The following is a 25,702-nucleotide window of genomic DNA, read 5'->3' on the forward strand; positions in this document are numbered from 1 at the left end:
TCGGCTTCGGCTTCGGCTTCGGCTTCGGCTTCGGCTTCGGCTTCGGCTTCGGCTTCGGCTTCGGCTTCGGCTTCGGCGACCGCAGGCGCGTCCGAAGCTGCTTCAACGACCTCTTCGGCCACTTCCTCGGATACCGCGTCGGCCACGGGCTCATCGGTGGACGTGTCCACGGCGGTGTCTTCCGCTGGCACGCTGTCGGCAGCGGCACGCTCGGTATCACCTTGTGCTGCTGCATCTGCCGGCGTGTCGTCCGTCTTGGCACGCGCCACAGCCGGAGCGGCCGTTGCGGCTGCCAGTGCTGCGGGCGATGCCGCGCCCGCGTCGGGCTGTTGCGCCTCGGCGCTCAACACGATCCGGCCTTCTTGTTCGCGCGCCTCCACACGGCGCGAAATCTCGCGCTCGGCGATGCGGGCCAACATCTCGGCATCTGGTTGCGGGGGCTCTGCCCCGAAATACCTGTCATCGGAAGCAAGATCGCGAAAATACTCCGCAATCGCCTTCATTGTCCCGAAGCTGTCATCAAATCCTTCCAACGTGCACGAGAAGGTGCCGTAGGAAACTGTCAGTATCTTATTATTATTCATCATCGGATGCTCGTCCTCTGCTGATATGCAAAGGTTGTCCTAAGGGGCAATACCGGACCAAAGCGGCCCGAATCTGTGCCATTAACGGTATCATTTCAAGGCGACATTGTGATCTGTTTCCGAAAATTGCATTAATCCCCGATGACTTCCCCGATTGTTCACAGCTCAAAACCCGTCGCACTTTACGGTGCCGGTGCGGCATCCCTGGCCGATGTGGAGGAGGTGCAAAGCCTTTCTGGACAGTGTGTTGCGGCAGATGGCGGCGCCCGTCTCGCGACGGAGGCGGGGATTGAACTGGATGCCGTGATTGGCGATTTTGATTCAATTTCAGCAGACATTTTGGCGCAGATCCCTGCAGAACGACACCACCGGGTTGCTGAACAAGACAGCACCGACTTCGACAAGGCCCTGCGCCATATCGATGCACCCGTGGTTTTGGCCGCGGGATTTCTGGGCGGGCGGTTGGATCACCAACTTGCCTGCCTGCACGCGCTGGCGCGCCATGCACACCGGCCGTGTGTCTTGGTGGGAGCGGAGGAAATCGTCACGCTGTGTCCGCCGGAAGTACACCTCCGGACGCGCCGGGGAGATGTGGTGTCCCTGTTTCCGCTGGCCGCTGTCGAGGGCACATCAACCGGCCTGAGGTGGTGCATCGATGGGTTGGCATTTGATCCGGTCACCACGATCGGGACGTCAAACGAAGCGACGGGACCGGTCACGTTAACCATGTCAGGCCCGGACATGATCGTGATTGCACCGCGCCATTGCCTGACGGCGCTTACGCAGGCGCTGGTGCTTGCGTCACCCCACGGGCGATGGCCCGCTCGCGCAGAACAACGTAGAGACCCGCCGCGACCGTGATGCAGATGCCCACGGCGGCCACGCCATTCGGCAAGTCCTTGAAGACAAGAAACCCGATGACGGTGGCAAAGGGAATTTCGAGGTATTGCATCGGCGCCAGCGTGGCCGAAGGTGCGTAGCGCAGCGACCACGTCATGAGCAGATGCGCAGATGTGCCCAGCAAGCCGATGGTTAACAGAAGGGTCCATTCCACCGCATTTGGCGTGATCAGTTCAAGGCCCGGAATGTCCTGACCCTGAAAGATCAGGACCAGCGGACCCATGATGAGGACGGCCATCACGCCACTGACTGCTTGCAACCCGATGGGGTCTGTCTGCTTGGCGATCTGCCGCGTGACCAGCATGAAGACCGAGAAGTTGACCGCAACGAACAAAGGCAACAGGGCAGGCCAACCCACTTCAATAAAGCTGGGTTGCACAACCATCAGCGTGCCCACGAAGCCCACGATGCAGGCCATCAGGCGACGGCTGCCGACTTCTTCGCCCAGCACGTATTTGCCCAAGAGCAGCATGATGAACGGCATGACAAAGGCGATGGCGACTGCGTCCGCGAGTGGCAGGTATTGCAGGGCCGTGAACATTGCGCCGATGCCAAGGATGTGCAGCACGGTGCGTAACAGCGTTAACCATAAGACCCGTCCGTGCATCTTCCAGAGCCGCCGTCCCGCCCAGACAATCGGTATCAGGATCACGGCCTGGACCGCGAAACGGACAAGGACCAATTGGCTCAGCGGTACGGATTGACCAAGCACCTTGGCCACCGCGTCCCCTACAGGGGCCACGATGCAAAAGCCCAGCATCAACAGGATGCCGAGAAGAGGACGGTCTTGTGCCATCCCGCCAAGCTACTTTTCCGTGACCGGAGATCAACCACTGCTTTCGTGCGCGCGTGACGCTACTTCGCGTCATGGTTGTGATTGTGGTTAACGATTGTGCAGCGGGTGCACTCTTTGCTGCGCAAATTCACCCACCCACCGCACCCAAAGAGGTGCCGCCACTGTTCAGATGTGGCGCAGGTGACATCTCAGCAGTTGGGCACGTTCACCGCCAACCCACCCAGCGACGTCTCCTTGTATTTCTCGCTCATGTCGACGCCCGTCTGCCGCATCGTCTCGATACAGGCATCAAGCGGGACAAGGTGCGTGCCGTCGCCGCGCAGGGCAAGGCTGGCGGCGCTGACCGCTTTGATCGCACCCAAGCCATTGCGCTCGATGCATGGCACCTGCACGAGGCCGCGCACCGGATCGCAGGTCATGCCCAGATGGTGTTCGAGCGCAATCTCGGCGGCGTTCTCTATCTGGCCGGGCGTTCCCCCCATCACCGCGCACAGACCTGCCGCGGCCATGGCGGAAGCACTGCCCACTTCGGCCTGGCACCCGGCTTCGGCCCCCGAGATGGAGGCATTGTACTTGACCAGCCCACCAATGGCCGCTGCGGTCAGAAGGAAGTCTTCGACATGGGCCTCGGACGCGCCGGGAACATGGTCGAGGTAATAGCGCAGCGTTGCCGGCAACACGCCGGCGGCACCGTTGGTGGGGGCGGTCACCACCTGACCGCCTGCCGCGTTTTCTTCGTTCACGGCCATCGCGTACACGCTCATCCAATCGTTGATCGTGTGCGGTGCCGTCAGGTTCATGCCGCGTTCTTCCATCAGCTTGTCATAGATACCCTTGGCGCGGCGCTTGACCTGTAGGCCACCGGGCAAGGTGCCATCGGTGGTCAGGCCCCGGTCAATGCAGTCGGTCATCACCTGCCACAGCCGTCTTGTGCCCGACTTCAGATGAGGATCGCCGTTGCGCGACACTTCGTTGGCGCGTTTCATATCCGCAATGGTCTTGCCCGAGGCGTCCGCCATCTCAAGCATCTCGGCGGCTGATTTGAACGGGTAGGGCACGGGGGCGCCTTCATCCGTGGCCTTGCCTGCGGCCAGCTCTTCCTCGGTCATCACGAAACCGCCGCCAATGGAATAGAATACCTGCCGCAGGGTGACGTCGCCCTGGGCGTCCGTGGCCATCAGGACCATGCCGTTTGCATGCCCGGCCAGCTGGGTGTCGTAGTCAAAGACCAGATCAACCTTCGGATCGAAGTGCAGCGGTGGCAGGTCCTCGGGATGCAGCTTTTGGGTGGCCGCAAGGTCTGCCAGTACCGCTTCGGCCTTGTCATGGTCATAAGTGTCCGGGACAAACCCGGCAAGGCCAAGGATCGTCGCGCGGTCAGTGGCGTGCCCAACGCCGGTAAAGGCGAGCGAGCCATGCAGTGACACCCGCACACCGGCAAAGTGAAAGGGCGAGGCCCGCATCATGTCGAGGAACCGCGCCGCAGCCACCATCGGGCCCATGGTGTGTGAAGATGACGGGCCAATGCCCACTTTGAACATCTCGAAAACAGACAGGAACATCTAGAGGGCAGATCCTTCGGGTGGATTGGCGCGTTGTGGCGCGGAATACGGGGTGGGGCCAAGCCCTTCGGCGCTTTGTGCACGTACAGTGGCAGGCAGGGCGTCCATCCGGATGCAGATTTGGGCAAGCTGCGGCCACTTGGCAAGTCGAAACCAGGCGCGGTCGTCGGGGCCGTAAATCGCGGACCAGCGCAGCAGGCAAGCCAGATACATGTCGATAACGGTGGGTGTGTCTGTGCCAAAGACGGTGCCCGCTGCAGCCTCGAGCGTGTCGAGATCTTGCAGAATGGCGCGCTGCGTGCCGTCGATCACCCGCTGTTGGTCACGTGTGTCCCCACCCACGAGTTTCTGCGGGTAGAACAGCATTTGCATGTGCGGGTGCAAAGTATTGGCGCAAAAGAACAGCCATTTCAGGAAGTCGCCGCGCCCCGGCTGATCATGCGCAGGGCCAAGGGCGCGATGCGTGTCCACCAGCCACAGCAGGATCGCACCCGTTTCAAAGATGGCACCGTCATTGGTTTCAAGTGTGGGGATCAGCCCGTTGGGATTGAGCTGCCGGTATGCGGCCCCGCGCTGTTCCTGCCGCGCCCGGTCGACCAGAACGGTCTCATAGGGCGCGCCGATGCTGTCCAGTGCAAGCCGCACGATCAGGGACGCGTTGTCGGGGGCATAATGCAAGATGTAACTCATGACCGATATGTAGACCGACGCCCGAACGATCCGATGTCTCAAAACGACCAAAAGGTCAGAGAATGGACCACGCTTAACCTGCCATTTACCATCTTGCGGTTGGCTGAGGGCAGGAGGACACCTCATGCGCTGGATCTTGTTGATGATGTCTTTGGTGGCGTGTTTGATGCCGTGGCGGGCCGCTCTTGCGCAGGACGGGCCGGGGCAGGCGCTGGTTGATGCGCTGATCGCGCGCACGCCCGGGGCCACATTGAACAGGATGCGCGCACGGCCCAACGCGTTTGTCGAGGAAGCCGCCGGACTGATCCTTGGCTATGGTGGCCCGCAGGGGCTGTCCAAGGCGAATATCGAAACCGCCATTGCTGCCGAACACGCGCGGCTGCGTGCAAGAGAGATGCGGCGCTTGCTTGAGGCGGACCTGAACGACGATCTTGCCGTCACGCGCGCCGAACTGGATGTCTTGCTGGGCGCTGCATCCGCGACAATGCGCGGGCGGCTTCTGGTCTGGCACCGCGCGGCAGATACGGACCGGGACGGCACCGCCAGCTGGGCCGAGCTGCGCCGCCATGCCAGCGCCACCGCGCGCACCGGCCTCAGTGCAGAGGCGGCTGCCGCGATGCGGGCCATGATGACCTTTGACATGGACGGGGATGGTCGTGTCGTGCTGGACGAAGTCCTCGATGCGATGACCCTTTTGGGTGCCCCTGCCTGATCCGCGTCAAGACCGTCTGGAATATGCAGCAAATTGCGTCCTTGGGGGGTCGCAAGACGCGTCACGGCTGCGTATAAGCCCAGCACCACGAGGGGAGTCGCATACATGTCCGGAGAATTGTCGCCCATCGACAAGGCCAAGTTCGTCGCAGCCAAGCGCGCGGCCGACTATGTCGAAGATGGAATGCGGGTGGGGCTTGGCACCGGATCAACGGCGGCCTGGCTTGTGCGCTGCCTGGGCGAACAGGTCCGCGAAGGGGGCTTGCGGTTCAAGGGCGTACCGACATCGACCCGCACCGCTGATCTGGCCCGCGAAGTGGGGATCGAGGTGATCAGCCTCGATGAGGCCAAGTGGCTCGACGTGACCATCGACGGTGCGGACGAGTTCGACGGCGACCTCAACCTGATCAAGGGCGGCGGCGGCGCGCTGCTGCAGGAAAAGATCGTGGCGACCGCGTCCGATCAAATGGTGGTGATCGCCGACATCGGCAAAGAGGTCGAACATCTGGGCGCCTTCCCATTGCCCATCGAAGTGATACCCTTCGGCTGGCAGACAACGCAGGCGCTGGTCGAGGAAACCCTGATTTCCATGGACGTTCTGGGCCGTCAGTCCACCCTGCGGATGAACGGGGAACGGCCCTTCATCACGGACGAAGGCAACCACATCCTCGATCTGCATTTGCAACGCATCGGCAACCCACGCCAACTGAGCCTGGTGATCAACCAGATGCCGGGCGTGGTTGAAAATGGTCTCTTTATCGATATTTGTGATGCGGTCGTGATTGGCTACGGCGATGGCCGGGTCGAAGTGCGCGACATCAACGAAGGAACGGTGGAACAGGACCGGCTCGACTTTCTCGAAAGCGACAACCTGTTCACCGATCTTGCAGACTAAGGACAAGCGCCATGGCGGATTATGACTATGACCTCTTCGTGATCGGAGGCGGCTCAGGTGGTGTGCGCGCCGCACGGGTCGCGGCAGGCGAGGCGGGCGCCAAAGTGGCCCTGGCCGAAGAAGATCGCTATGGCGGCACCTGCGTGATCCGGGGCTGCGTGCCCAAGAAACTCATGGTCTTTGCCAGCGAATTCAGCGACGTGGCCGAGGTGGGCAACGCCTATGGCTGGAACATGACATCCGGCACCTTCGACTGGCAGAACTTCCGAAGCCACCTGAACAACGAACTGGACCGGCTCGAAGGCGTGTATCGGAGCCTTCTGAAGAACTCCGGCGTCGACACCTTTGATGCCCGCGCCAAGCTCAAGGACAAGCACACGGTCGAACTGTCGGACGGCCAGACCAAAACCGCCAAGACCATCCTCGTCGCCACCGGCGGACGGCCCGTGCGCCCCGACATGCCAAACGCGCATCTGGGCATCGTCAGCGACGACATCTTTCACCTTGAAACCTTGCCGAAGTCGATCCTGATCATCGGGGGCGGCTATATCGCCTGCGAATTTGCCTGCATCCTGCACGGGCTGGGGGTCGAGGTGACGCAATACTATCGCGGCGCGCAGATCCTGCGTGGCTTTGATGACGAGGCGCGCGGCCTGATTGCCGAAGCGATGCGGGACCGGGGGATCGACCTGCACACCGGCACCAATATCGTGCAGATGGGGCTGGCCTCTGACGACCATACGGAGTCAGGTCCAACCGGATCGGATGCCGCGATGGGCGCAAGCGTCCAGCAGGAAAACGTCATGGCCAATGATGGCACCGCGGATGAGGCCAGCGCCGGGCGGGGCGGCCCGATCTGGGTCAAGGCGACCAACGGGCGCGAGCGTGTCTTCGACATGGTGCTCTTTGCCACGGGCCGGGATCCGAACACGGATGACATGGGCCTCGAAGACCTCGGGATCGAGATTGGCCGCCGGGGCGAGATCGTGGTGGATGAATACTCGAAAACGGCTGCCGACAGCGTCTATGCCATTGGCGACGTGACCAATCGGGTCAACCTGACGCCTGTCGCCATCCGCGAGGGCATGGCCTTTGTGGAGACGGCATTCAAGGACAACCCGACCGCCGTGGATCACGACCTGATCCCCTCGGCCATCTTCACCCAACCCGAAATGGGCACCGTTGGCCTCAGCGAGGAAGACGCGCGCGACCGCGAAGAGATCGAGGTGTTCTGCACGTCATTCCGCCCGATGAAGACAGCCTTCGCCGGCAAACCCGACCGGGTGCTGATGAAGCTGGTTGTGTCCAAGGAGACGCGCAAGGTACTGGGTTGTCACATCGTCGCACCGGATGCGGGCGAGATGATCCAGCTTGCGGGCGTTGCGATCAAAATGGGGGCCACCAAGGAAGATTTCGACAGAACGGTGGCCGTACACCCCACCATGTCAGAAGAGATCGTGACCATGCGAACCCCAATGCGGACTGCTTGAATTTCTAGGTAAAAAACACAGGTTATGCACAAGGTGCGGCACAGGCTGCACGGCAAGAGGAGAACAATACCACATGGCTGGCAATACAGGCGGCCCCTGGGGGGGTGGCGGAAACTCGGGCGGCGGTGGCGACGATGATGGTCGCAGCAATGGCTCGCGCGGCGGCGGTGGTCGCGGCAATGGCGGACGCGGCCCCGGTGATGAGGGTCCGCAGATCCCCGAAATCGACGAATTGGTCAAAAAGGGCCAGGAACAACTGCGCGTCCTGATGGGCGGTCGCGGCGGTGGCGGCACCGGTGGCGGGCGCGGATCAGGTGGCGGCGGTGGCCCGTTCCTGACACGTGGCACGCTGGGACTTGCCGCGGTGGCTGCGATTGTCCTTTGGGGGATGGCCAGCTTTTACACGGTCCGGCCCGAAGAACAGTCGGTTGAGCTGTTCCTGGGCGAGTTTTCGTCCGTGGGCAATCCGGGGCTGAACTTTGCCCCGTGGCCCGTCGTGACAGCCGAAGTGATCCCGGTCACCCGCGAACAGACCGAAGAGATCGGTGTGGGCGGTCGTGGCGGTGACGCAGGCCTGATGCTGACAGGCGACGAAAACATCGTGGACATCGACTTTCAGGTGGTCTGGAACATCACGGAACCGGACAAGTTCCTGTTCAACCTGCGCGACCCACGCCCAACCATCCGGGCGGTGTCCGAGTCGGCCATGCGTGAGATCATCGCGCAATCCGATCTGGCGCCGATCCTGAACAGGGACCGTGGTGCCATTGCCGAACGGCTGCAGGACCTGATCCAAAGCACGCTCGACAGCTACAACAGCGGTGTGAACATCATCCGCGTCAACTTCGACAAAGCCGACCCGCCGGCGTCCGTGATCGACGCATTCCGCGACGTTCAGGCGGCCGAACAGGAACGCGACCGTCTGCAAAACGTGGCGGATGCGTATGCCAACCGGGTGCTCGCCGAAGCACGTGGTCAGGCGGCCCAGCTTCTGGAAGAAGCCGAAGGGTATCGCGCCCAGCAGGTCAACCAGGCACAGGGTGAAGCCAGCCGCTTCTCCGCTGTTCTGGAGGAATATGCCAAGGCGCCGGATGTGACCCGCAAACGTCTGTATCTGGAAACCATGGAAGAGGTGCTTGGCCGCGTGGACAAGATCATTCTGGATGAAAACCAAGGGGCCGGAGGGCAGGGCGTTGTGCCCTATCTGCCGCTCAACGAGTTGCGCCGTAACACAGCGGAGTCGAACTGATGCGTAAATCTGCATTTCTTCTGCCCATCGTGGTTGTGATTGGGGCCATCGGCCTGTCGTCACTCTTCATCGTGGACGAGCGTGAAAAGGCGCTGGTTCTGCAATTCGGTCGTGTCGTGGACATCAAGGAAGAGCCGGGATTGGCGTTCAAGATCCCGCTGATCCAAGAGGTCGTGCGCTATGATGACCGTATCCTGAGCCGTGATGTCGAACCGCTCGAAGTGACGCCGCTGGATGACCGTCGTCTGGTTGTCGACGCCTTTGCCCGCTACCGGATCACGGATGTGAACCAGTTCCGGCAAGCCGTTGGTACGGGCGGCGAAGGCGCGGCTGAACGCCGGATCGACGGTATTCTGCGGAACGAGCTGCGCGAAGTGCTGGGTTCGGTGTCGTCCAACGACATCCTGAGCTCCGACCGTGCCGCCCTGATGCTGCGCATCCGCAACGGTGCGATTGCCGAAGCCCGCGCGCTGGGCATCGAAGTGGTCGACGTGCGCCTGAAGCGGACCGACCTGCCTGCGGAAAACCTGGATGCCACCTTTGAACGGATGCGTGCGGAACGTGAGCGTGAAGCCACCGACGAACGCGCCCGTGGTAATGAGGCGGCCCAGCGTGTACGGGCCCAGGCGGACCGGACAGTGGTCGAGCTGACATCCGACGCCGAACGTCAGGCCGAGATCATCCGCGGTGAGGCCGACGCCCGACGCAACGGTATCTTTGCCGAAGCCTTTGGTGCGGACCCGGAATTCTTTGAATTCTACCGGTCACTCACCGCGTACCAGCGGTCTCTGCGGGGCTCGAACTCGACCATGGTCCTGTCACCGGACTCCGAGTTCTTCAACTATCTGAAGTCGCCCACCGGTGCTGCCGCGAACGCCGCGGCTGCCGCCGCCGCTGCTTCGGGTCAATAATGGCCTGGGTCTTTCTGGCCCTCGGACTTGTGATGCTTGTAGAGGGGCTGGCCTATGTGCTGGCCCCTTCGCTTATCGAACGGGTGCTCGAAGTTCTGCGCACGCTGCCCCTGAATGTACGCCGTCAATTCGGCGCGCTGGTGCTGGTGAGTGGGCTCATCTGCATCTGGCTGGCGTTTTTCATCGGTTTGTAACACCTTTCCCCTAGGTCCGTTCACGCAATGATCACGGTCTGTTGAAACCTGAACACGATGATCCATCTTTGATGTTGCAAGGATGCAACCCTACATGCACCCTGTGCGCAGTTGCGCAACCCCGTGTGCAAGATGACCAAAACGGTCGAAAAGAGAATGCAGGAGTACCCTGATGCAGCGACAGGCAATCGCCGTCACCCGACAGCTTTCCCCCACGCCCTACATGCGCGCCCTCTGGCTGGGCGCATTGGCGCTGGCCTTTGTGCTGGCGCAGGCGTTGATGGCGCAGGCGCGCCCCGAAAGCCTCGCCCCCCTGGCGGAACAGATCAGCCCATCGGTGGTGAACATCACCACCTCGACAGTGATCGAAGGGCGGACCGGCCCGCAGGGCATCGTGCCCGAAGGCTCCCCTTTCGAAGATTTCTTCCGTGAGTTCCAGGACCGCAACGGGCAGGGCGACCGCCCCCGCCGGTCCTCGGCACTGGGCTCGGGTTTCGTGATCTCCGAGGATGGGTTCATTGTCACTAACAACCACGTCATCGAAGGTGCAGACGAGATCAATATCGAGTTTTTCAACGGCGACGAACTGACCGCGACACTCGTGGGCACCGACCCCAACACCGACATCGCCCTTCTCAAGGTCGAAGCGGAAGGACCGCTGCCGCATGTGCCCTTTGGCAACAGCGACACGGCCCGTGTGGGGGACTGGGTGATTGCGATGGGCAACCCGCTGGGGCAGGGCTTTTCGGTCTCGGCCGGGATCGTATCGGCCCGCAACCGCGCGTTGTCAGGGACCTATGACGACTATATCCAGACGGATGCGGCCATCAACCGGGGCAACTCGGGCGGTCCGCTCTTCAACATGGACGGACAGGTGATCGGCGTGAACACGGCGATCCTGTCGCCCAATGGCGGCTCGATCGGCATCGGCTTTTCCATGGCGTCGAATGTCGTGACGCGCGTGGTCGACCAGCTGCAGGAATTCGGCGAGACGCGCCGTGGCTGGCTGGGTGTGCGCATTCAGGACGTGACGGACGACATCGCCGAAGCCATTGGCCTTGAGAACACGGCTGGTGCCCTCGTGACATCGGTGCCCGAAGGCCCGGCCATGGAAGGCGGCATGCAGGACGGTGACGTGATCCTGAGCTTTGCAGGCGTCGATGTGGCTGACACACGTGGCCTCGTGCGTCAGGTCGGCAACAGCCCCGTGGGCGAAACGGTGCGCGTTGTCGTGTTCCGCGACGGTGAAACCGTGACCCTGCGGATCACGCTGGGCCGCCGGGAAGAAGCCGAAGGCGCCGTGCCCGCGGCAGCCCCGGCCGACGACGAACCGGCAGAGGCGGAAACCAAGGATATCCTGGGTCTGACCCTCAGCACGCTGACGGACGAGCTGCGCGAGCAACTGGGCGCGGATGCGGATCAGGAAGGTCTGGCAGTCATCGAAGTGGATGAAACCACTGAAGCCTTCGAAAAGGGGCTGCGGGCAGGTGACATCATCACCGAAGCGGGCCAGCAGAAGGTCAGCAGCATTGCCGAGTTCGAAACGCGGCTGGCAGATGTCGAAGAGGCCGGGCGCAAGTCGCTGCTGCTTCTGGTGCGGCGTGCGGGCGATCCGCGCTTCGTGGCGCTCAGCCTGGCTGAGTAGTCAGGCAACACATCCTGAAATCAAACATGTAAGGCGCCCTTTGGGGCGCCTTTTTTCGTGTTCGGTTGTCTGGGTGATGGGCTGACATCGTAAGGCGCACCTTTGGTGCGCCCGACAGGTCAGGTGGGTTGGATCACAGTGATCAGCCCCAGTTTGCGCGCCGTCTCAATGGACAGGACCTTGCCGTCGCCGCCCTCCGATTGCTGGAAACGGCTGATGGCTGCGCGGGTGCGCATGTCCAACTGACCCGTGATCGGGCCTTGGTAAAAACCGCGCGCTTCAAGCGCCCGCTGGACCGAAGAGACGAAGTCCGGGGTAACGTCGGCATCACAAATGATCTCGTACCAGCTCTCGCGTCGGGGCTGCACAACCTCCTGCCGGGTTTCGGTCTTGTAGATCGGCGGGGCCTGCACACGCCCGTCGGTGCTGACCTGTGCGGGCTGCACTTGTATCTTGCGGCTGACCGTCTCGACCACGGCCGGGGTGACGGTCTTGCTCCAACACGTGCCGGGGGCCGCGCCAGCAGGCGCAGTGGCAAGCGAGATCGGATCGATATTCGATGCCGATGTCACGGCGTCGGTCTCGGCGCAGGCGGCAAGTGCCAAGACTGCGGCCAGACCGGGTGCGTAGGCTTTGATTGTCATGCTCGGGCCTCTGACTGGGCTTTTGCATGCAACATAACCGGGTGTTTGACCGCTGCCTAGTCCCGCCTGGGCTCCGCCCGTTCGCTGCTGAAACGCTCCCCCGGAGCGTTTCCGGGACGCAGCTCACCCCTTGCGGCTGTCCCATGTGTCGGTGCGGGCCTCTGCCCCCACACGCCGCCCCGTGCCTTCGGCCAGCAACTGGTCAAGCAGGTGGGAAATATCCTCGATCTCTTCGGCCAGAACATGGGTGACGCTGTGGGCCCGCTGCAGGCGGCCTGTCACTTTCAGCATCCGCCCCGCCACCACGGCACGGCGGAACGTCTCGTAGATATGCCGCCAGACAATGATGTTCACAACGCCCGTCTCATCCTCGAGCGTGACAAAGATCACGCCCTTGGCGGTCCCGGGCCGCTGGCGCAGGATCACAAGCCCCGCCACGGCAATACGTGCATTGAGCGGCGGCAGGTCCAGTTCGGACGCACGCAGGCAGGAAGGGGGGCGGGGCCACCTTTGGGCCATGGCCGGGCCTTGATCACTGGCGGACGAGGGGAATACCAACATAAGAACAAAGATAGAACATATGACCGGTGTCGCAAGTGGAAAAGCCGAGGGTCGCAAAAGGGGCTGGCAGCCTTATGTCCTGCCCGGTAGAGATATGCGGAACCAAGGACAAAGGGGGGCCGGTTATGGCCAAGATCACCTATATCGAACATGGCGGCACCGAACATGTGGTGGACGTGGCCAACGGCCTGACCGTCATGGAAGGCGCGCGCGACAACAACATTCCGGGCATCGAGGCCGATTGCGGCGGCGCCTGCGCCTGTTCGACATGCCACGTTTATGTGAACGCCGACTGGGTGGAAAAGCTGCCCGGCAAGGACGACATGGAAACCGACATGCTCGACTTCGCCTACGAGCCCGACGAGACGCGCTCGCGCCTGACCTGCCAGTTGAAAGTGACCGACGCGCTGGATGGCCTGGTTGTGCAGATGCCCGAAAAGCAGATCTGACTATGGCCAAGGCGCCGCGTCCGCTGTTGCGCGCCTTGCCGCGTTCCGCACGCGGCGTTCTGCAAGCGTTGCGCCTGTGGCTGGCGGTGCCGGCCCTGTTGGCGACCGCGGCTCCCGCCTTGGCGGATGTGATCGCATCGGCGCGCTACGCCGACCCGACAGATCGCTACGCGCACGGCATTCTCGGGGACGCGATCGAATGGGGCACGCTTGAGCTGATCATGCAGGACGGCGCAATACGCCGGTTTGTGCTGCCCCGTGACCACGTCTTCGAAGATGTGGCGCCGCGGCTTGCCGATCTGGACGGGGATGGCACGCCCGAGGTTCTCGTGGTCGAGACAGACACACAGGCGGGCGGCGCCTTTGCCGTCTACGGCCCGGATGGCAAGATCACCGAAACGCCGCACATCGGCGCCCGCAACCGCTGGCTCGCCCCCCTGGGGGCTGCCGATCTGGACGGGGATGGCAAGGTCGAGATCGCCTATATCGACCGTCCCCATCTGGCCAAGACCCTGCGCCTCTGGCGTTACGATGCAGGCACGCTGACGCCCGTGGCCGATCTGCCCGGTCTGACCAATCACCGCATCGGAGAGGTCGACATCGCGGGCGGCATACGCACCTGCACTGGCCGTCCCGAGATGATCCTTGCCACGGCGAACTGGTCCGGCCTTGTGGCCGTGCACTGGGACGGGGCACATTTCGAGCGCGCCGCGATCGGACCGGATACAACACGGCCCGCATTTGCCCGTGCAATGGCGTGCCAGTGATCCGCCTCGCCGTTCTGTTGCTGCTCTGTGCGGCACCCGCAATCGCCCAGGACCGCCTGTCGCCGGAGCAGTTCCTCGATATCGTTGCGAACCGGACGGCCGCGTTTGCGACCTTCCCGGACCGTCAGCCCGTGGGAACAGAACAGTTCCTGTCGCGCGACCGCACGGTCTGGGCCCGGGCCAACGGCACCTGCGCCTACGGTGCCGTGACGGTGGACGAGGGCCAGATCTGCTTTGACTACGACGATGACGCACCGGGCGTCCGGCACTGCTGGGTCCCGTTCCTGCGGGACGCCCGATTGTTCGTGGCGTCTGTCGATGACTTGGGGGAAGTGCAGGAAGTCGTCGACATCAGCGACGACCCGGTGGCCTGTACCCAGGTCCCGATCTCCTGAGATGGGTTTGACGGTTGCGCTCAGGCGAGAGGGCAGAAGCCTCTGGCTGGCACCGTCCTGGACCAGGAAAAGAGGGACGGTCGCGCCTTACCCTTTGTCCAAGGCCCGCCATCCAATGTCACGGCGGCAAAATCCGCTCGGAAAGTCGATGGCATCCACCATGTCATGGGTTTGACCGGTCCGCCTAGGCGAGAAGGCAGAAGCCTCTGGCGGGCACCGTCCTGGACCAGAGGAAAAGGGACGGTCACCCCTTACCCCTTGTCCAAGGCCCGCCATCCGATGTCACGGCGGCAAAACCCGCTCGGAAAGTCAATGGCATCCACCATGTCATAGGCCGCCCGCGCCGCCTCCGCCAATGATGACCCGCGCGCCGTGACATTCAGAACCCGCCCGCCGGATGCGGTGATCTTGCCATCCCGGGCGGTGGTGCCTGCGTGAAACACCATTTGGCTGCTGGTCTCCGGCATCGCGTCAAGCCCGCCAATCTCGGCACCCTTGTCATAGCTGCCCGGATAGCCATCGGCCGCCATCACAACGGTGATTGCATGATCATCGGCCCAGTTGACCTGCGCCTGACCCAGCCGCCCTTCGGCCGCCGCATGCATCAGGTCAAACGCCTGCGCGCCCAACCGCATCATCAGCACCTGACATTCCGGATCGCCAAAGCGCACGTTGTACTCGACAAGACGGGGTGCACCGTCTTCGATCATCAGACCGGCATAAAGCACACCCTGATACGGCATGCCGCGGGCCGCCATCTCGGCCATGGTGGGACGAATGATCTCGGACAACGCCCGCTCGGCAATCGCATCGGTCAGAACAGGCGCGGGGGAATAGGCCCCCATGCCGCCCGTATTGGGGCCGGTGTCGCCTTCGCCGACGCGCTTGTGATCCTGCGCCGTGCCGATGGGCAACACGTCCGTACCGTCGCACAGCACAAAGAAAGAGGCCTCTTCACCCTGCATGAACTCCTCGATGACGACCTCGGCACCCGCACCGCCAAAGGCACCGCCGAACATGTCGTCAATGGCGGCGTGGGCCTGTTCCACGGTCTCGGCAATGATCACGCCCTTGCCCGCAGCCAGACCATCGGCCTTGACCACGATGGGAGCACCCCGATCCGACACATAGGCCCGCGCGGCTGCCGCATCCGTGAAATGCCCATAGGCGGCCGTCGGCGCACCTGCCGCGTCGCACACTTGCTTGGTAAACGCCTTGGAGGCTTCCAACTGCGCCGCCGCCTGACTGGGGCCAAACACCAGCACACCCGCATCGCGCAACCGGTCCGCCACACCCGCAGCCAGCGGCGCTTCGGGGCCCACGATCACAAAGTCGATGCACTCTTCCTCGACAAAGGTCACGACCGTGCCGCCATCCTCGATGTCGAGTGTCGCACATTCCGCAATGGCCGCGATGCCTGCATTGCCGGGGGCCACGACCAGACGGTCACATTTCGGGTTCTGCAACACCGCCCAGGCCAAGCTGTGTTCACGGCCACCACCGCCCAAGATCAGAATGTTCATCGCTTGCTCCTTGGCCTTCGCTGGGCTGCGTTCTAAGCTGGGCAGACGCGCTGCACAAGGATGCCTCATGGACCTGCTCGACGATCCCGTTCCCGGATCAAACACACCCGAATTCTCGGTCTCGGAAATCGCGGGCAAAGTCCGCAAGCTGATCGAGGGCGAACTGGGCTGGGTCCGGATCAAGGGCGAAGTGGGGCGCGTGGTGCTGGCACGCTCCGGCCACCTCTATTTTGACCTCAAGGATGACCGGAACGTCCTGTCCTGCATGACGTGGAAGGGGCAGGTGCCGGGCCTTGGCACCATGCCCGAAGAGGGGATGGAGGTCGTGGCCGAAGGGCGCATGACGGCCTCGGGCTTCCAGTCCAAGTTTTCGCTCAATGCCGAACGCATTGCCATCGCCGGGCAGGGCGCGCTCATGGCGCTGCTGGAAAAGCGCAAAAAGGCACTGGCGGCAGAAGGGCTGTTCGATGACGCGCGCAAGCGGCCCTTGCCCTACCTGCCGGATGTGATCGGGGTTGTGACGTCGATGCAGGGGGCTGTCATCCGTGACATCCTGCACAGGCTCCGCGATCGCTTCCCGCGCAAAGTGCTGGTCTGGCCCGTCGCTGTCCAGGGGGCCAATTGCGCGCCCGAAGTGGTGCGCGCCATTCAGGGCTTCAATGCCCTGTCCCCGGGCGGGGCCATGCCGCGACCCGACCTGCTGATCGTGGCACGCGGCGGCGGTTCGGTCGAGGATCTGTGGGGCTTCAACGAAGAGGTGGTGGCGCGGGCTGCGGCGGCGTCGGACATCCCGGTGATCTCTGCCGTGGGGCACGAGACGGACACCACGCTGATCGACTTCGTGTCCGACCGGCGCGCACCGACGCCCACGGCAGCCGCCGAAATGGCGGTGCCTGTCCGGCACGAATTGCTGGCCTGGGTGGAACAGGCAGGCGCGCGCATGACCGGGTCTGTCAGCGGCGGCATGCAGCGGCGCGAACAGCGCCTGCGCGATCTGGCGCGGGCCCTGCCGCGTGCGGACGCATTGGTCGAGGTGCCACGCCAGCGGCTCGACGTCACCGGAGGGCAGCTTGGCCCCGCCCTCATTGCCGGGGTGCAAAGGCGCAAGGTGAAGCTCTCCGAAGTGTCGGGCAGCCTGCGCCCCGCCACATTACAGCGCAGTATTGATGCAGAAAAACGCCGCCTCCGCGCCTTGTCCATGCGGCTGGAACCCGCATTGGCCCGCGTCGCGGCGGCCAAGCGCGAACGGTTCGAGACGCGCGCCGCCCGGCTGACACCCGCGCGCATCGCGCAGGACACAACGCGTAAATCCGAACGGCTGGCGGACGTGACAACACGGATGCAGGCGGCGGGACAGCGGCAGTTGCAAACCCTGCACCGCAAGCTCGACGCGATGGACAGGCTGCGCGAAACGCTCAGCTACAAGGCGACACTGGCACGCGGCTATGCCGTCGTGCGCGGCGGCGGCGAAGTGCTGACGACAAAGGCGGATGCCGAACATGCCAGCGGGCTCGAGATCGAATTTGTCGATGGCCGCCTGAAGCTGGGTGGCGGCAAGGCAACCGGCAAGAAAGGTGCTGGCAAGCCGCCCGAACAGGGATCGTTGTTCTAGGGCGCATCAGGATGCGCCTTACGATTATCACTGCGGGCAGGTGGACCGCGTAAGGCGGACGTGTCGTCCGCCCGCCGCACATCCTATCTTGGGTCCAACACAAATCAGCGCTCCAGGCACATCAAGATGCGCCTTACGGAAATAATCGTAGGCAGGTGGATATCGTAAGGCGGACGTGCCGTCCGCCGCCCGGGTCAAACGCCGATCTTGGGCCCGAGGCAGATCATTTCTTCGCCGACATCCTGCGCCTCGTACAGTTCGGTGCTGTCGGGATTGTTTTCAAACGTGGCAATCAGGCCTCCCGCACCGCGCTCGAAGGTCCAGCATTGCGGGTCGGGGCGGTCTTCGTAGACGAAGCAGATCAATGGCCCTTCGTCATACCAGCGGCCTTCCTTGCATTCCCCATCCAGGAAGGACCACGTCACGCGCCGGTTTTCATGGTAGATTTCGGCGCCATACGCCTCTCCGGATCGGCCGTAATACAGTGTTTTTCCAGTGACATAGGCCTCGAATTCGGCTGCGGTCATGGGGTCAGCGGCGGCCGAAGTGGCCAGCAGGCACAGGGATGTCAAAAGCGCGCGATGGATCATGCGCGCACTGTGCCAGAGCTGAACCAGAGGTTCCAGCCGTTGTGGCGCGTCACGCAGGCGCGGGCGTCATTCCGCCCTGCGCCGTTGGATCCGTCCACCGATCAACAGGCTTGTCCATGATCCTGCGCCACATGGGCGGGACCAGCGCAATCACCGCCATGACCGGCAACGCGTGCGGCAGCATCGGCATGGTGCCGGCATCAAGGTCAAGCTGCGGAAAAGATGTGGCCGGGCGCGCATGATGTGCAGAATGCCGCGGTGCGTTCAGCATCATGGCGCTCGAATACCAGTGCGGTGCGTTCCATGAATGGGCAGGACCCATGGGCTCGGGCCTGCCATCCGGCAACACGGCCCGGCTCAGCCCGTAATGTTGCACGTAATCCGACAACATCAGCTGGATTTGCGCGTAGGCACAGATCAGGACCAGCCCCACAACACCCGCACGACCGGCAAGGGCGTAGGCTGCGGCGATGCTCAGAACCGCGCCCAGAACGTAGGCTTGGTATGGGCGCGGAAGGGCCGCACCGCCATGGCGGTGCCGCTCTGCCCGCAACCCTGCGCGAAAACTGCCCACCCATGTGCGCGGCAAATAGGCCCAGAACCCTTCGCCACGGCGCGCGGTGGCAGGGTCCTTGGGGGTGGCCGCATGGATGTGATGCACCAACCGGTGCGCACTGGTGTGATGGCCAAACAGGATCGAACTGTAACACGCCGCCCCAAGACGAAATGCCCACCGATCGGCCCTGTGGATCAACTCATGCGCGTTCGAGTTCGAGATCTGGCCGAAATACAGACCCGCCGCCACCACGATGAACCCCTTGTCGAGCAAAGGCAGATCGCGCCCCATTGCCCACACCGCCAGGATCAGCAGACCGAAATGCGCGACCCCCAAGGCCTCCGACAACCGATGCCCCGTCGCATCCGTGACACCGCGGCGCACCGGCAGTTTGTCCAGAAAGAACACCACCACCGTGATCGCCAACACGGCCACAACAGGCCACGGTCCACCCCACAGACACGCCGCCGCCAGACAAACACCCGGCAGAAAGCTCGCAATGGCAAAGGGCAAAAGCGCAGGCATAAGCGCAGAATCACTCCGGTTTTGGTCGGCGCACGGTATCACACCGCAGGAACGAACGCAGTTAGCACCGATTTGCTGCCAAAGCGTGACCGATTGACGACAGCATGGTGACGATAGGCGCGTCATTTCAGCGCCCGTGCGTCGCTTTTGGGCTGATTGGCGCGCAGCCGCCCTGATACGCTCCGCCCAAAGCAGGGGCAGGAGTGCACGCAATGGCGCTGGATCAATCCACCAAGGGCAAGGGTGTCTGGAAATCGGGCAAGGGCAAGGGGCGCGTCCGTCCCAAGGGCCGCGCGCTCGAGGATCAAGCCTGGGACGAGGTGCGCAGCCTCCTTGGCGACCAACCCCGCCGCCGCGACCTGCTGATCGAATTCCTGCACCTGATTCAGGACAAATACGGCCACCTGTCGGCCGCCCACCTGCGCGCGCTGGCCGAAGAAATGCGGCTCTCCATGGCCGAGGTTTACGAGGTCGCCACCTTCTACGCCCATTTCGACGTGGTAAAGGAAACCGAAACCCCACCCCCCGCGCTCACCATCCGCGTCTGCGACTCGCTCAGCTGCGAACTGGCCGGCGCGCAACAGCTCAAATCCGCCCTCGAAGACGGGCTCGACCCGAGCGAAGTCCGCGTCCTGCGCGCCCCCTGCATGGGCCGCTGCGACACGGCCCCCGTGCTGGAACTTGGCCACAACCACATCGACAACGCCACGCCGGAAAAAGTCCACGCCGCCATCGCCGCAGGCGACACCCATGCGCACGTCCCCGACTATGAAGCCCTCGAAAAATACAAAAAAGCAGGGGGTTACGATGCACTCCTCACCCTCCGCGACAATGGCAACTGGGAAGACGTCCAAGCCAAAATCAAGGACAGCGGCCTCCGGGGCCTGGGCGGCGCTGGCTTCCCATCAGGCACCAAATGGGGCTTCGTGCGGGCCAATGCAGGCCCCCGCTATCTAGCGGTAAACGGGGACGAGGGCGAACCGGGGACATTCAAAGACCGCTACTACCTCGAACGCACGCCACACCTGTTCCTTGAAGGCATGCTCATCGCCGCATGGGCGGTCGAAGCCGACACATGCTTCATCTACATGCGCGACGAATACCCGGCGGTCCTCGAAATATTAGCAAAAGAAATCAAGGCACTCGAAGACGCAAACCTCGTCCCCCAAGGCTACATCGACCTGCGCCGGGGCGCGGGCGCCTATATCTGCGGCGAAGAATCCGCGATGATCGAAAGCATCGAAGGCAAGCGCGGCCTGCCGCGCCACCGGCCCCCCTACGTGGCGCAGGTCGGCATCTTCAACCAGCCCACACTGGTCCACAACGTCGAAACCCTGCACTGGATCGCACGCATCTGCCGCGAAGGGGCGCAAGTCCTGAACAGCACCGAGAAAAACGGGCGCACAGGCCTGCGCAGCTACTCCGTCTCGGGCCGCGTCAAAAACCCCGGTGTCCACCTTCTGCCCGCAGGGTCCACGATCACCGACATCATTGCAGCATCCGGCGGCATGGCCGACGGCCACACCTTCAAAGCCTACCAGCCGGGCGGCCCGTCCTCCGGTCTCTTGCCTGCCATGATGCACGACATCCCGCTCGACTTCGACACGCTGCAACCCCACGGCACCTTCATCGGGTCTGCGGCGGTCGTCATCCTGTCGGATCAGGACCGCGCCCGCGACGCCGCCCTCAACATGCTGAAATTCTTTGAAGATGAAAGCTGCGGCCAGTGCACGCCCTGCCGCGTGGGCTGCGAAAAAGCGGTCAAGCTGATGCAGGCGGACACATGGGATCAACCCCTGCTGGACGAGCTGTGCACCGCCATGACCGACGCGTCGATCTGCGGTCTGGGGCAGGCCGCGCCAAATCCGATCAAGCTGGTGATGAAGCATTTCGGGGACGAGATTTAAGGCCGCGCGCGCCGACCGCGCCCCAATCCAATCGATGATCCGCGCAGTCCTGCCTTTTCATGGCCGGGCGCGCGTATTAGGTCAGGGGGCAGATCAAGTCTCGGGGCATCATGGCATTTTTCAAGAAACTCAAGGATCGGCTGTTCAAATCCTCGTCCAAAATTGACGAGGGGCTGGAGGCGATTGTCGAAGATGGCGGTGTGCAAGAGGCCGCAGCCCCCGACCCGGAAATCGTGCCCACGCCTGAGCCTCTTCCGGAGCCGACCCCGGTCGAAATGCCCAGCATGCCGGACCCGATGCCAGAGCCCACCCCGGTCGAAGCGCCGATGATCTCGGACCCGATCCCGGCACCGATGCCCGAGGAAACCCCGGTCGAAACGCCGGTTGCGCCCGACCCGGAACCGATCATCGTTCCTGAGCCTGAGCCTGAGCCTGAGCCTGAGCCTGAGCCTGAGCCTGAGCCTGAGCCTGAGCCTGAGCCTGAGCCTGAAAGCATACCGCCAGCGGTGGATGTCGAAATGGACACACCCGCAGCGGCCGCTCAAGAAATCCCGCAGGCCGTCGATCCCGAACCGGCCCCCATGCCCGCGGCCATCCCGCCAAGCGCTTTGTTGGAGGCGGCCCCCGAGCCCGAGCAACCCAAGCGCGGCCTTCTGGGCCGCCTGTTGGGCCGCAGCACCGCCGCACCCGTCATGCGCCGGACGCTCGACGACGACATGCTGGAACAGCTGGAGGAGCTGCTGATCGCCGCCGACATGGGCGTCGACACGGCCCTGCGCGTTACTGCCAACATGGCCGAAGGGCGCATGGGCAAAAAGCTGTCGGTGCAGGAAATCAAGGAACTCATGGCGCAGGAAATCGCCCGCATCATGGACCCTGTGGCCAAGCCCCTGCCGCTCTATCCCCAAAAGCCCCAAGTGGTGCTGGTCGTGGGCGTGAACGGATCGGGCAAGACCACGACCATCGGCAAGCTCGCCAGCCAGTTCCGCGCCGCAGGCAAATCCGTGGTGATCGCCGCAGGCGACACGTTCCGCGCCGCCGCCGTGGAACAGTTGCAGGTCTGGGGCGACCGGGCAGGGGTGCCGGTGCTGACCGCCCCCGAAGGCACAGACCCCGCCAGCCTTGCCTTCGATGCGCTGACCAAGGCGCGGGCCGAAGGGGCAGATCTCTTGATGATCGACACCGCGGGCCGTCTGCAAAACCGTGGTGATCTGATGGAGGAGTTGGCCAAGATCGTCCGCGTCATCCGCAAGATCGACGACAGCGCACCGCACAACACGCTTCTGGTGCTGGACGCGACCACCGGACAAAATGCGCTTAATCAGGTCAAGGTGTTCCAGGAGGTGTCGGACGTCTCCGGCCTCGTGATGACCAAGCTTGACGGCACGGCCAAGGGCGGCGTGCTGGTGGCCCTCGCCGACAAGTTCGGTCTGCCCATCCACGCCATCGGTGTGGGGGAGCAAATCGACGATCTGTCCCCCTTCGATCCAGAGGAGTTCGCGGCGGCGTTAACGAATTTGGAAGGTTCGTAAGTTAGCAAAATCAATGGCTTGCAAAATGTCCCACGCTGGGACACCCCCTGAATGACCGAATGGCTGGCCAGCATCGAAGGCACGGAAACGGGCCATACCGTGGCCCTCTACCTCGCGATTCTGGCCGCCTTTCTCCACGCCGTTTTCGGTGCCCTCCAGAAAGGCCGCCACGATCCCTGGCTGACCCGCGGCGCGATCGACGCCTCCTACGGCCTCATGGCCGCTCCCTTTGCCCTCTTCGTGGTCCCCTGGCCCGAGCCCCATATGTGGCCCATTTTCGGCGTCGTTTTCGTGATCCACGTGGGCTACAAAGTGCTGCAAGCCTGGGCCTACACGAAGGGCGATTTCACCGTCGTCTACCCGGTGGTCCGGGGCACGGGTCCGCTCTTCACCGTGATCGGCGCGTATTTCCTGTTCTCAGAAACCTTCACGATCATCCAGTGGATGGGCGTCGGGGTCTTGCTCGCAGGCATCTACGGCCTCGCCCTCTACAACCTGCGGAACCTGCAAACCAACCGCGACACACTGCCTATGGCCCTGGCGCTCGCCGTGATCACCGGCCTGTTCGTGGCGCTCTATACCACCTATGACGCCTACGGAATCCGGGCCACGGAAAACCCGTTCACCTTCCTTGCGTGGTTCTTCATGATCGACGGTATCTTCATGCCACCCATCGCCTACATGCGCTGGCGCCGGATGGAGAATCCACCCGCTCTGCCGCCCCTGATGCTCAGAGGTGTGATCGGTGGCATCATTGCCTTCCTCAGTTTCGGCTCCATCATGATGGCCACGCGGCTCGACAAGGTGGGCGAGGCGGCGGTCTTGCGCGAAACTTCGACCGTATTTGCCGCAATCATCGGTTGGCTGGTGCTGAAAGAAACGGTAGGACCGCGCAGAATTGCCCTGATGGCGCTGATCGCCGCCGGGGCTGTGATCGTCGAGATGGGCGGATAAAAAGGGCACAGCATGGCAGACGCGCGCGAGATCAATCCGCTGATGAAACAGGTCCTTGAACTGGGCCCGCCACTGGTCTTTTTCCTGATCTACCTGCGCATCCGCGACAACACCTACACGTGGGCGGGCACCGATTACTCCGGCTTCATCGTCGCCACGCTGATCTTCGTGCCGATCCTGCTGATTGCGATGGCGGTCCTGTGGGCGCTCACGGGCAAGCTCAGCCGGATGCAGATCTTCACCGCGTTCATGGTCATCTTCTTCGGCGCGCTCACCGCGTGGTTCAACGACGAACGGTTCTTCAAAATGAAGACCAGCATCGTTTACGGCCTTTTCGCGCTGCTGCTGGGGATTGGCCTCTTGCGCAAGCAAAGCTGGCTGGCCTTTGTCCTGTCTGATGCGGTGCCCATGGCGCATGAGGGCTGGATGATCCTGACCCGAAGGCTCTGTGCTATGTTCGCCGTGCTGGCCGTCGCGAACGAAGTGATCTGGCGCACCATGTCTACAGACACATGGGTCAAGATCGAAACCTTCGGCTTTCCCATCGCCATGGTGGCATTCATCTTTTTCCAGTTTGCGGCCCTGCAGGACCACATGATCTCGGAAGATGATGAGGAGCAGGCCTAGGCCCGCTTGCTCCGCGCATTCGCAGCGTCTTCGTTCCAATCCCCGGAATGGGGCGCCACGGCAAAGGCAACTTTCAACGCCAGATCCTTGGTGATCATCGCCTCGATCGCCAGCGCAAAGCGCGAATTCTTCTGCGCCCGCTTGCGCAACTCGGCCACGTCCCATTCCAGCACTTCGCTGCCTGCATCCAAACGCGTGGTCGCGGCACTTGTCTGCTGGGTGGCATAGGCAACTTCGCCCACGAACAGATTGGGTGGCATGGTGAACCGCTCGCCCCGTTTGGTAATGTGGATGGGGCCGGAAATCACGTAGTACAGCTTTTCCGGCTGCACACCTTCGGTTGTGACCTGCGTGCGTTCTTCCAGCACATGGCGCGTTGCCCGTTTGACCAGATCGCGGAAGTCACCGGGCGGTAGCCCTTCGAACAGCGGGTAAATGTCGCGATGTGCAACAGGCACCGCAAGGCTGGATCGATGCCAGAGCAGGCTGGCCAGCCCGATCAGGTTGGCGGTGCCCATGACCATCGAGGTATAGATGGCCTCCCACAATGGCGTGTCGGCTGCGGTGAAGTAGTAATAGGTATAAAGGCACGTCCCCAGCAGGATCATCACGCGCAGGACAATCTGGTTGGTGATCAGATAGCCGACTGTAAAGACGGCGCCCGCCGACAGAATAACCGCCTCCGGCGCCACGTAATCGCTGACCATGAACATGTTTCGGGTCTCCTGCCGTTGCCGTTTCGGTCAGTTCTTTTGTTTGAATAATGTGTCTTGGGCAGACTTGTCTTGCTTGGCCGTGCGCAAATCAAGATGCAAAGCGTGGCCGCGCTGGACCGCCGGACGGCTGCCGACAGTGTCCAGCCAACGGGCCAAATGCGGTTTGTCGTCCAAGGTCTGTTCCTGTCCTTCCCACAAGGATGCCCACGGCCAGATGGCCATGTCTGCGATGGAATAGTCGCCAGCCACATATTCGTTGTCCGCCAATTGCCGGTCCAGCACGCCATACAGGCGCGCCGTTTCATTCCGGTACCGATCCTTTGCATAAGCAATATCGTGGCCCATCTGCGGCGCGTATTTCAGGAAATGGTGGCATTGTCCTGCCATCGGCCCAACCCCGCCCATCTGCCACATGAGCCATTGGTCCACGGCAATACGGTCCCGTTCGGACGTTCCTCCGAACTGACCGGTCTTGCGGGCGAGGTATTGCAGGATCGCCCCGCTTTCAAAGATCGAGATCGGCGCGCGGTCCGGTCCGTCGGGATCGGTGATGGCAGGCATGCGGTTGTTGGGGGATATCTTGAGGAACTCGGGCGCGAACTGATCACCGTTGCCGATGTTGATCAGATGCACGTTGTAGGGCAGGCCAAACTCTTCCAACGCGATAGAGGCCTTCCAGCCGTTTGGCGTGGGCCAGTAATACAGATCGATCATGCA

Annotated in this window: 26 protein-coding genes and 1 pseudogene; 16 read left to right on the plus strand and 11 right to left on the minus strand. The window is 62.8% G+C overall.

The window, feature by feature from the left end:
• A pseudogene (locus Q1A32_RS18935) lies at positions 1 to 587 on the minus strand (hypothetical protein); the annotation flags it as partial.
• Between the two features lie 138 nt (positions 588 to 725).
• On the opposite strand from Q1A32_RS18935, the gene Q1A32_RS18940 reads away from it, so the two are divergent.
• On the plus strand, positions 726 to 1,445 hold the full coding sequence (locus Q1A32_RS18940; protein ID WP_299656750.1) for a thiamine diphosphokinase: 720 nt from the start codon (positions 726 to 728) through the stop codon (positions 1,443 to 1,445).
• On the opposite strand, the gene Q1A32_RS18945 is transcribed toward Q1A32_RS18940, so the two are convergent.
• The 3 genes from Q1A32_RS18945 to Q1A32_RS18955 all read right to left on the minus strand — a co-directional run bounded on the left by Q1A32_RS18945 (position 1,363) and on the right by Q1A32_RS18955 (position 4,532).
• Positions 1,363 to 2,280 (minus strand): DMT family transporter, encoded by a 918-nt coding sequence (locus Q1A32_RS18945; protein ID WP_299656753.1) that lies wholly within the window; start codon positions 2,278 to 2,280, stop codon positions 1,363 to 1,365. The genes Q1A32_RS18940 and Q1A32_RS18945 overlap by 83 nt on opposite strands.
• Positions 2,281 to 2,468: 188 nt before the next feature.
• Positions 2,469 to 3,842 carry an L-serine ammonia-lyase gene (locus tag Q1A32_RS18950; protein WP_299656756.1) on the minus strand — a complete coding sequence of 458 codons (1,374 nt, stop codon included), beginning with the start codon at positions 3,840 to 3,842 and terminating at the stop codon, positions 2,469 to 2,471.
• On the minus strand, positions 3,843 to 4,532 hold the full coding sequence (locus tag Q1A32_RS18955; RefSeq protein ID WP_299656758.1) for a glutathione S-transferase family protein: 690 nt from the start codon (positions 4,530 to 4,532) through the stop codon (positions 3,843 to 3,845). It abuts the gene before it with no gap.
• A gap of 124 nt (positions 4,533 to 4,656) precedes the next feature.
• Between Q1A32_RS18955 and Q1A32_RS18960 the strand changes: the two genes are divergently transcribed.
• The 7 genes from Q1A32_RS18960 (at position 4,657) to Q1A32_RS18990 (ending at position 11,627) form a co-directional block, all read left to right on the plus strand.
• A complete protein-coding gene (locus Q1A32_RS18960) occupies positions 4,657 to 5,244 on the plus strand; it encodes a hypothetical protein (RefSeq protein WP_299656761.1) in 588 nt (195 codons plus the stop codon).
• A gap of 105 nt (positions 5,245 to 5,349) precedes the next feature.
• On the plus strand, positions 5,350 to 6,138 hold the full coding sequence (gene rpiA, locus Q1A32_RS18965; protein WP_299656764.1) for a ribose-5-phosphate isomerase RpiA: 789 nt from the start codon (positions 5,350 to 5,352) through the stop codon (positions 6,136 to 6,138).
• 11 nt (positions 6,139 to 6,149) lie between these two features.
• Complete coding sequence (locus Q1A32_RS18970) at positions 6,150 to 7,628, plus strand: FAD-dependent oxidoreductase (protein WP_299656767.1); 1,479 nt, start codon at positions 6,150 to 6,152, stop codon at positions 7,626 to 7,628.
• Positions 7,629 to 7,701: 73 nt separating this feature from the next.
• Positions 7,702 to 8,877, plus strand: a complete 1,176-nt coding sequence (hflK, locus tag Q1A32_RS18975; protein ID WP_299613821.1) for an FtsH protease activity modulator HflK — start codon at positions 7,702 to 7,704, stop codon at positions 8,875 to 8,877.
• A complete protein-coding gene (hflC, locus tag Q1A32_RS18980) occupies positions 8,877 to 9,788 on the plus strand; it encodes a protease modulator HflC (RefSeq protein WP_299656770.1) in 912 nt (303 codons plus the stop codon). Before hflK ends, hflC begins: the two co-directional genes overlap by 1 nt.
• Positions 9,788 to 9,982: a DUF2065 domain-containing protein gene (locus tag Q1A32_RS18985; protein WP_299613825.1), complete on the plus strand. Its 195-nt coding sequence runs from the start codon at positions 9,788 to 9,790 to the stop codon at positions 9,980 to 9,982. The genes hflC and Q1A32_RS18985 overlap by 1 nt, the downstream gene beginning before the upstream one ends.
• 172 nt (positions 9,983 to 10,154) lie before the next feature.
• On the plus strand, positions 10,155 to 11,627 hold the full coding sequence (locus Q1A32_RS18990) for a Do family serine endopeptidase (RefSeq protein ID WP_299656773.1): 1,473 nt from the start codon (positions 10,155 to 10,157) through the stop codon (positions 11,625 to 11,627).
• A gap of 119 nt (positions 11,628 to 11,746) precedes the next feature.
• On the opposite strand, the gene Q1A32_RS18995 is transcribed toward Q1A32_RS18990, so the two are convergent.
• The gene (locus tag Q1A32_RS18995; RefSeq protein WP_299656775.1) at positions 11,747 to 12,271 is read right to left on the minus strand and encodes a peptidoglycan-binding domain-containing protein; all 525 of its coding nucleotides are present in this window, start codon (positions 12,269 to 12,271) and stop codon (positions 11,747 to 11,749) included.
• Positions 12,272 to 12,394: 123 nt separating this feature from the next.
• Positions 12,395 to 12,790 carry an OB-fold nucleic acid binding domain-containing protein gene (locus tag Q1A32_RS19000; RefSeq protein WP_299656777.1) on the minus strand — a complete coding sequence of 132 codons (396 nt, stop codon included), beginning with the start codon at positions 12,788 to 12,790 and terminating at the stop codon, positions 12,395 to 12,397.
• 167 nt (positions 12,791 to 12,957) lie between these two features.
• On the opposite strand from Q1A32_RS19000, the gene Q1A32_RS19005 reads away from it, so the two are divergent.
• The 3 genes from Q1A32_RS19005 to Q1A32_RS19015 are packed head-to-tail and all read left to right on the plus strand — an operon-like array spanning position 12,958 to position 14,443.
• Positions 12,958 to 13,281 carry a 2Fe-2S iron-sulfur cluster-binding protein gene (locus tag Q1A32_RS19005; protein WP_299656779.1) on the plus strand — a complete coding sequence of 108 codons (324 nt, stop codon included), beginning with the start codon at positions 12,958 to 12,960 and terminating at the stop codon, positions 13,279 to 13,281.
• 2 nt (positions 13,282 to 13,283) lie between these two features.
• Complete coding sequence (locus tag Q1A32_RS19010) at positions 13,284 to 14,048, plus strand: VCBS repeat-containing protein (RefSeq protein ID WP_299656781.1); 765 nt, start codon at positions 13,284 to 13,286, stop codon at positions 14,046 to 14,048.
• Positions 14,039 to 14,443: a hypothetical protein gene (locus Q1A32_RS19015; RefSeq protein WP_299656783.1), complete on the plus strand. Its 405-nt coding sequence runs from the start codon at positions 14,039 to 14,041 to the stop codon at positions 14,441 to 14,443. The genes Q1A32_RS19010 and Q1A32_RS19015 overlap by 10 nt, the downstream gene beginning before the upstream one ends.
• 251 nt (positions 14,444 to 14,694) lie before the next feature.
• On the opposite strand, the gene purD is transcribed toward Q1A32_RS19015, so the two are convergent.
• Positions 14,695 to 15,966, minus strand: coding sequence for a phosphoribosylamine--glycine ligase (purD, locus tag Q1A32_RS19020; protein WP_299656785.1), 1,272 nt, complete (start codon positions 15,964 to 15,966; stop codon positions 14,695 to 14,697).
• Between the two features lie 67 nt (positions 15,967 to 16,033).
• Here purD and xseA point away from each other — a divergent pair, with 67 nt between their 5' ends.
• Positions 16,034 to 17,578 (plus strand): exodeoxyribonuclease VII large subunit, encoded by a 1,545-nt coding sequence (gene xseA, locus Q1A32_RS19025; RefSeq protein WP_299656788.1) that lies wholly within the window; start codon positions 16,034 to 16,036, stop codon positions 17,576 to 17,578.
• 194 nt (positions 17,579 to 17,772) lie between these two features.
• Here the strand turns inward: xseA and Q1A32_RS19030 are convergent, their stop codons facing one another.
• Positions 17,773 to 18,168 (minus strand): hypothetical protein, encoded by a 396-nt coding sequence (locus Q1A32_RS19030; RefSeq protein WP_299656791.1) that lies wholly within the window; start codon positions 18,166 to 18,168, stop codon positions 17,773 to 17,775.
• Positions 18,169 to 18,217: 49 nt separating this feature from the next.
• Positions 18,218 to 19,249: an alkane 1-monooxygenase gene (locus Q1A32_RS19035; RefSeq protein ID WP_299656794.1), complete on the minus strand. Its 1,032-nt coding sequence runs from the start codon at positions 19,247 to 19,249 to the stop codon at positions 18,218 to 18,220.
• A gap of 212 nt (positions 19,250 to 19,461) precedes the next feature.
• On the opposite strand from Q1A32_RS19035, the gene Q1A32_RS19040 reads away from it, so the two are divergent.
• From Q1A32_RS19040 to Q1A32_RS19055, 4 genes are all read left to right on the plus strand, one after another.
• Entirely contained in the window at positions 19,462 to 21,156 is a 1,695-nt protein-coding gene (locus tag Q1A32_RS19040; RefSeq protein ID WP_299656797.1) for an NAD(P)H-dependent oxidoreductase subunit E, read from the plus strand.
• Between the two features lie 110 nt (positions 21,157 to 21,266).
• Positions 21,267 to 22,688 carry a signal recognition particle-docking protein FtsY gene (gene ftsY / locus Q1A32_RS19045; RefSeq protein ID WP_299656800.1) on the plus strand — a complete coding sequence of 474 codons (1,422 nt, stop codon included), beginning with the start codon at positions 21,267 to 21,269 and terminating at the stop codon, positions 22,686 to 22,688.
• Between the two features lie 51 nt (positions 22,689 to 22,739).
• Positions 22,740 to 23,642, plus strand: a complete 903-nt coding sequence (locus Q1A32_RS19050) for an EamA family transporter (RefSeq protein WP_299656803.1) — start codon at positions 22,740 to 22,742, stop codon at positions 23,640 to 23,642.
• Positions 23,643 to 23,654: 12 nt separating this feature from the next.
• On the plus strand, positions 23,655 to 24,269 hold the full coding sequence (locus Q1A32_RS19055; RefSeq protein ID WP_299613853.1) for an inner membrane-spanning protein YciB: 615 nt from the start codon (positions 23,655 to 23,657) through the stop codon (positions 24,267 to 24,269).
• On the opposite strand, the gene Q1A32_RS19060 is transcribed toward Q1A32_RS19055, so the two are convergent.
• On the minus strand, positions 24,266 to 24,982 hold the full coding sequence (locus Q1A32_RS19060) for a cyclic nucleotide-binding domain-containing protein (RefSeq protein ID WP_299613855.1): 717 nt from the start codon (positions 24,980 to 24,982) through the stop codon (positions 24,266 to 24,268). The two genes, Q1A32_RS19055 and Q1A32_RS19060, sit on opposite strands and share 4 nt — an antisense overlap.
• A 30-nt stretch (positions 24,983 to 25,012) precedes the next feature.
• A complete protein-coding gene (locus tag Q1A32_RS19065) occupies positions 25,013 to 25,699 on the minus strand; it encodes a glutathione S-transferase N-terminal domain-containing protein (protein ID WP_299656806.1) in 687 nt (228 codons plus the stop codon).
• Positions 25,700 to 25,702: the final 3 nt, after the last annotated feature.

The sequence above is a fragment of the uncultured Tateyamaria sp. genome (assembly GCF_947503415.1).
GTDB lineage: Bacteria > Pseudomonadota > Alphaproteobacteria > Rhodobacterales > Rhodobacteraceae > Tateyamaria.

What these genes read in the sequence shown, in the direction of transcription:
- hflK (WP_299613821.1), top strand. Translation starts at nt 7,702, where the DNA reads ATGGCTGGCAATACAGGCGGCCCCTGGGGGGGTGGCGGAAACTCGGGC.
- Q1A32_RS19050 (WP_299656803.1), top strand. Translation starts at nt 22,740, where the DNA reads ATGACCGAATGGCTGGCCAGCATCGAAGGCACGGAAACGGGCCATACC.
- Q1A32_RS18940 (WP_299656750.1), top strand. Translation starts at nt 726, where the DNA reads ATGACTTCCCCGATTGTTCACAGCTCAAAACCCGTCGCACTTTACGGT.
- Q1A32_RS19000 (WP_299656777.1), bottom strand. Translation starts at nt 12,790, where the DNA reads ATGGCCCAAAGGTGGCCCCGCCCCCCTTCCTGCCTGCGTGCGTCCGAA.
- rpiA (WP_299656764.1), top strand. Translation starts at nt 5,350, where the DNA reads ATGTCCGGAGAATTGTCGCCCATCGACAAGGCCAAGTTCGTCGCAGCC.
- xseA (WP_299656788.1), top strand. Translation starts at nt 16,034, where the DNA reads ATGGACCTGCTCGACGATCCCGTTCCCGGATCAAACACACCCGAATTC.
- Q1A32_RS19005 (WP_299656779.1), top strand. Translation starts at nt 12,958, where the DNA reads ATGGCCAAGATCACCTATATCGAACATGGCGGCACCGAACATGTGGTG.
- Q1A32_RS18950 (WP_299656756.1), bottom strand. Translation starts at nt 3,842, where the DNA reads ATGTTCCTGTCTGTTTTCGAGATGTTCAAAGTGGGCATTGGCCCGTCA.
- Q1A32_RS18970 (WP_299656767.1), top strand. Translation starts at nt 6,150, where the DNA reads ATGGCGGATTATGACTATGACCTCTTCGTGATCGGAGGCGGCTCAGGT.
- Q1A32_RS19040 (WP_299656797.1), top strand. Translation starts at nt 19,462, where the DNA reads ATGGCGCTGGATCAATCCACCAAGGGCAAGGGTGTCTGGAAATCGGGC.
- ftsY (WP_299656800.1), top strand. Translation starts at nt 21,267, where the DNA reads ATGGCATTTTTCAAGAAACTCAAGGATCGGCTGTTCAAATCCTCGTCC.
- Q1A32_RS18955 (WP_299656758.1), bottom strand. Translation starts at nt 4,532, where the DNA reads ATGAGTTACATCTTGCATTATGCCCCCGACAACGCGTCCCTGATCGTG.
- Q1A32_RS18985 (WP_299613825.1), top strand. Translation starts at nt 9,788, where the DNA reads ATGGCCTGGGTCTTTCTGGCCCTCGGACTTGTGATGCTTGTAGAGGGG.
- Q1A32_RS19030 (WP_299656791.1), bottom strand. Translation starts at nt 18,168, where the DNA reads ATGATCCATCGCGCGCTTTTGACATCCCTGTGCCTGCTGGCCACTTCG.
- Q1A32_RS19065 (WP_299656806.1), bottom strand. Translation starts at nt 25,699, where the DNA reads ATGATCGATCTGTATTACTGGCCCACGCCAAACGGCTGGAAGGCCTCT.
- Q1A32_RS19055 (WP_299613853.1), top strand. Translation starts at nt 23,655, where the DNA reads ATGGCAGACGCGCGCGAGATCAATCCGCTGATGAAACAGGTCCTTGAA.
- Q1A32_RS18990 (WP_299656773.1), top strand. Translation starts at nt 10,155, where the DNA reads ATGCAGCGACAGGCAATCGCCGTCACCCGACAGCTTTCCCCCACGCCC.
- Q1A32_RS19010 (WP_299656781.1), top strand. Translation starts at nt 13,284, where the DNA reads ATGGCCAAGGCGCCGCGTCCGCTGTTGCGCGCCTTGCCGCGTTCCGCA.
- Q1A32_RS18995 (WP_299656775.1), bottom strand. Translation starts at nt 12,271, where the DNA reads ATGACAATCAAAGCCTACGCACCCGGTCTGGCCGCAGTCTTGGCACTT.
- Q1A32_RS19060 (WP_299613855.1), bottom strand. Translation starts at nt 24,982, where the DNA reads ATGTTCATGGTCAGCGATTACGTGGCGCCGGAGGCGGTTATTCTGTCG.
- Q1A32_RS19035 (WP_299656794.1), bottom strand. Translation starts at nt 19,249, where the DNA reads ATGCCTGCGCTTTTGCCCTTTGCCATTGCGAGCTTTCTGCCGGGTGTT.
- hflC (WP_299656770.1), top strand. Translation starts at nt 8,877, where the DNA reads ATGCGTAAATCTGCATTTCTTCTGCCCATCGTGGTTGTGATTGGGGCC.
- purD (WP_299656785.1), bottom strand. Translation starts at nt 15,966, where the DNA reads ATGAACATTCTGATCTTGGGCGGTGGTGGCCGTGAACACAGCTTGGCC.
- Q1A32_RS18945 (WP_299656753.1), bottom strand. Translation starts at nt 2,280, where the DNA reads ATGGCACAAGACCGTCCTCTTCTCGGCATCCTGTTGATGCTGGGCTTT.
- Q1A32_RS18960 (WP_299656761.1), top strand. Translation starts at nt 4,657, where the DNA reads ATGCGCTGGATCTTGTTGATGATGTCTTTGGTGGCGTGTTTGATGCCG.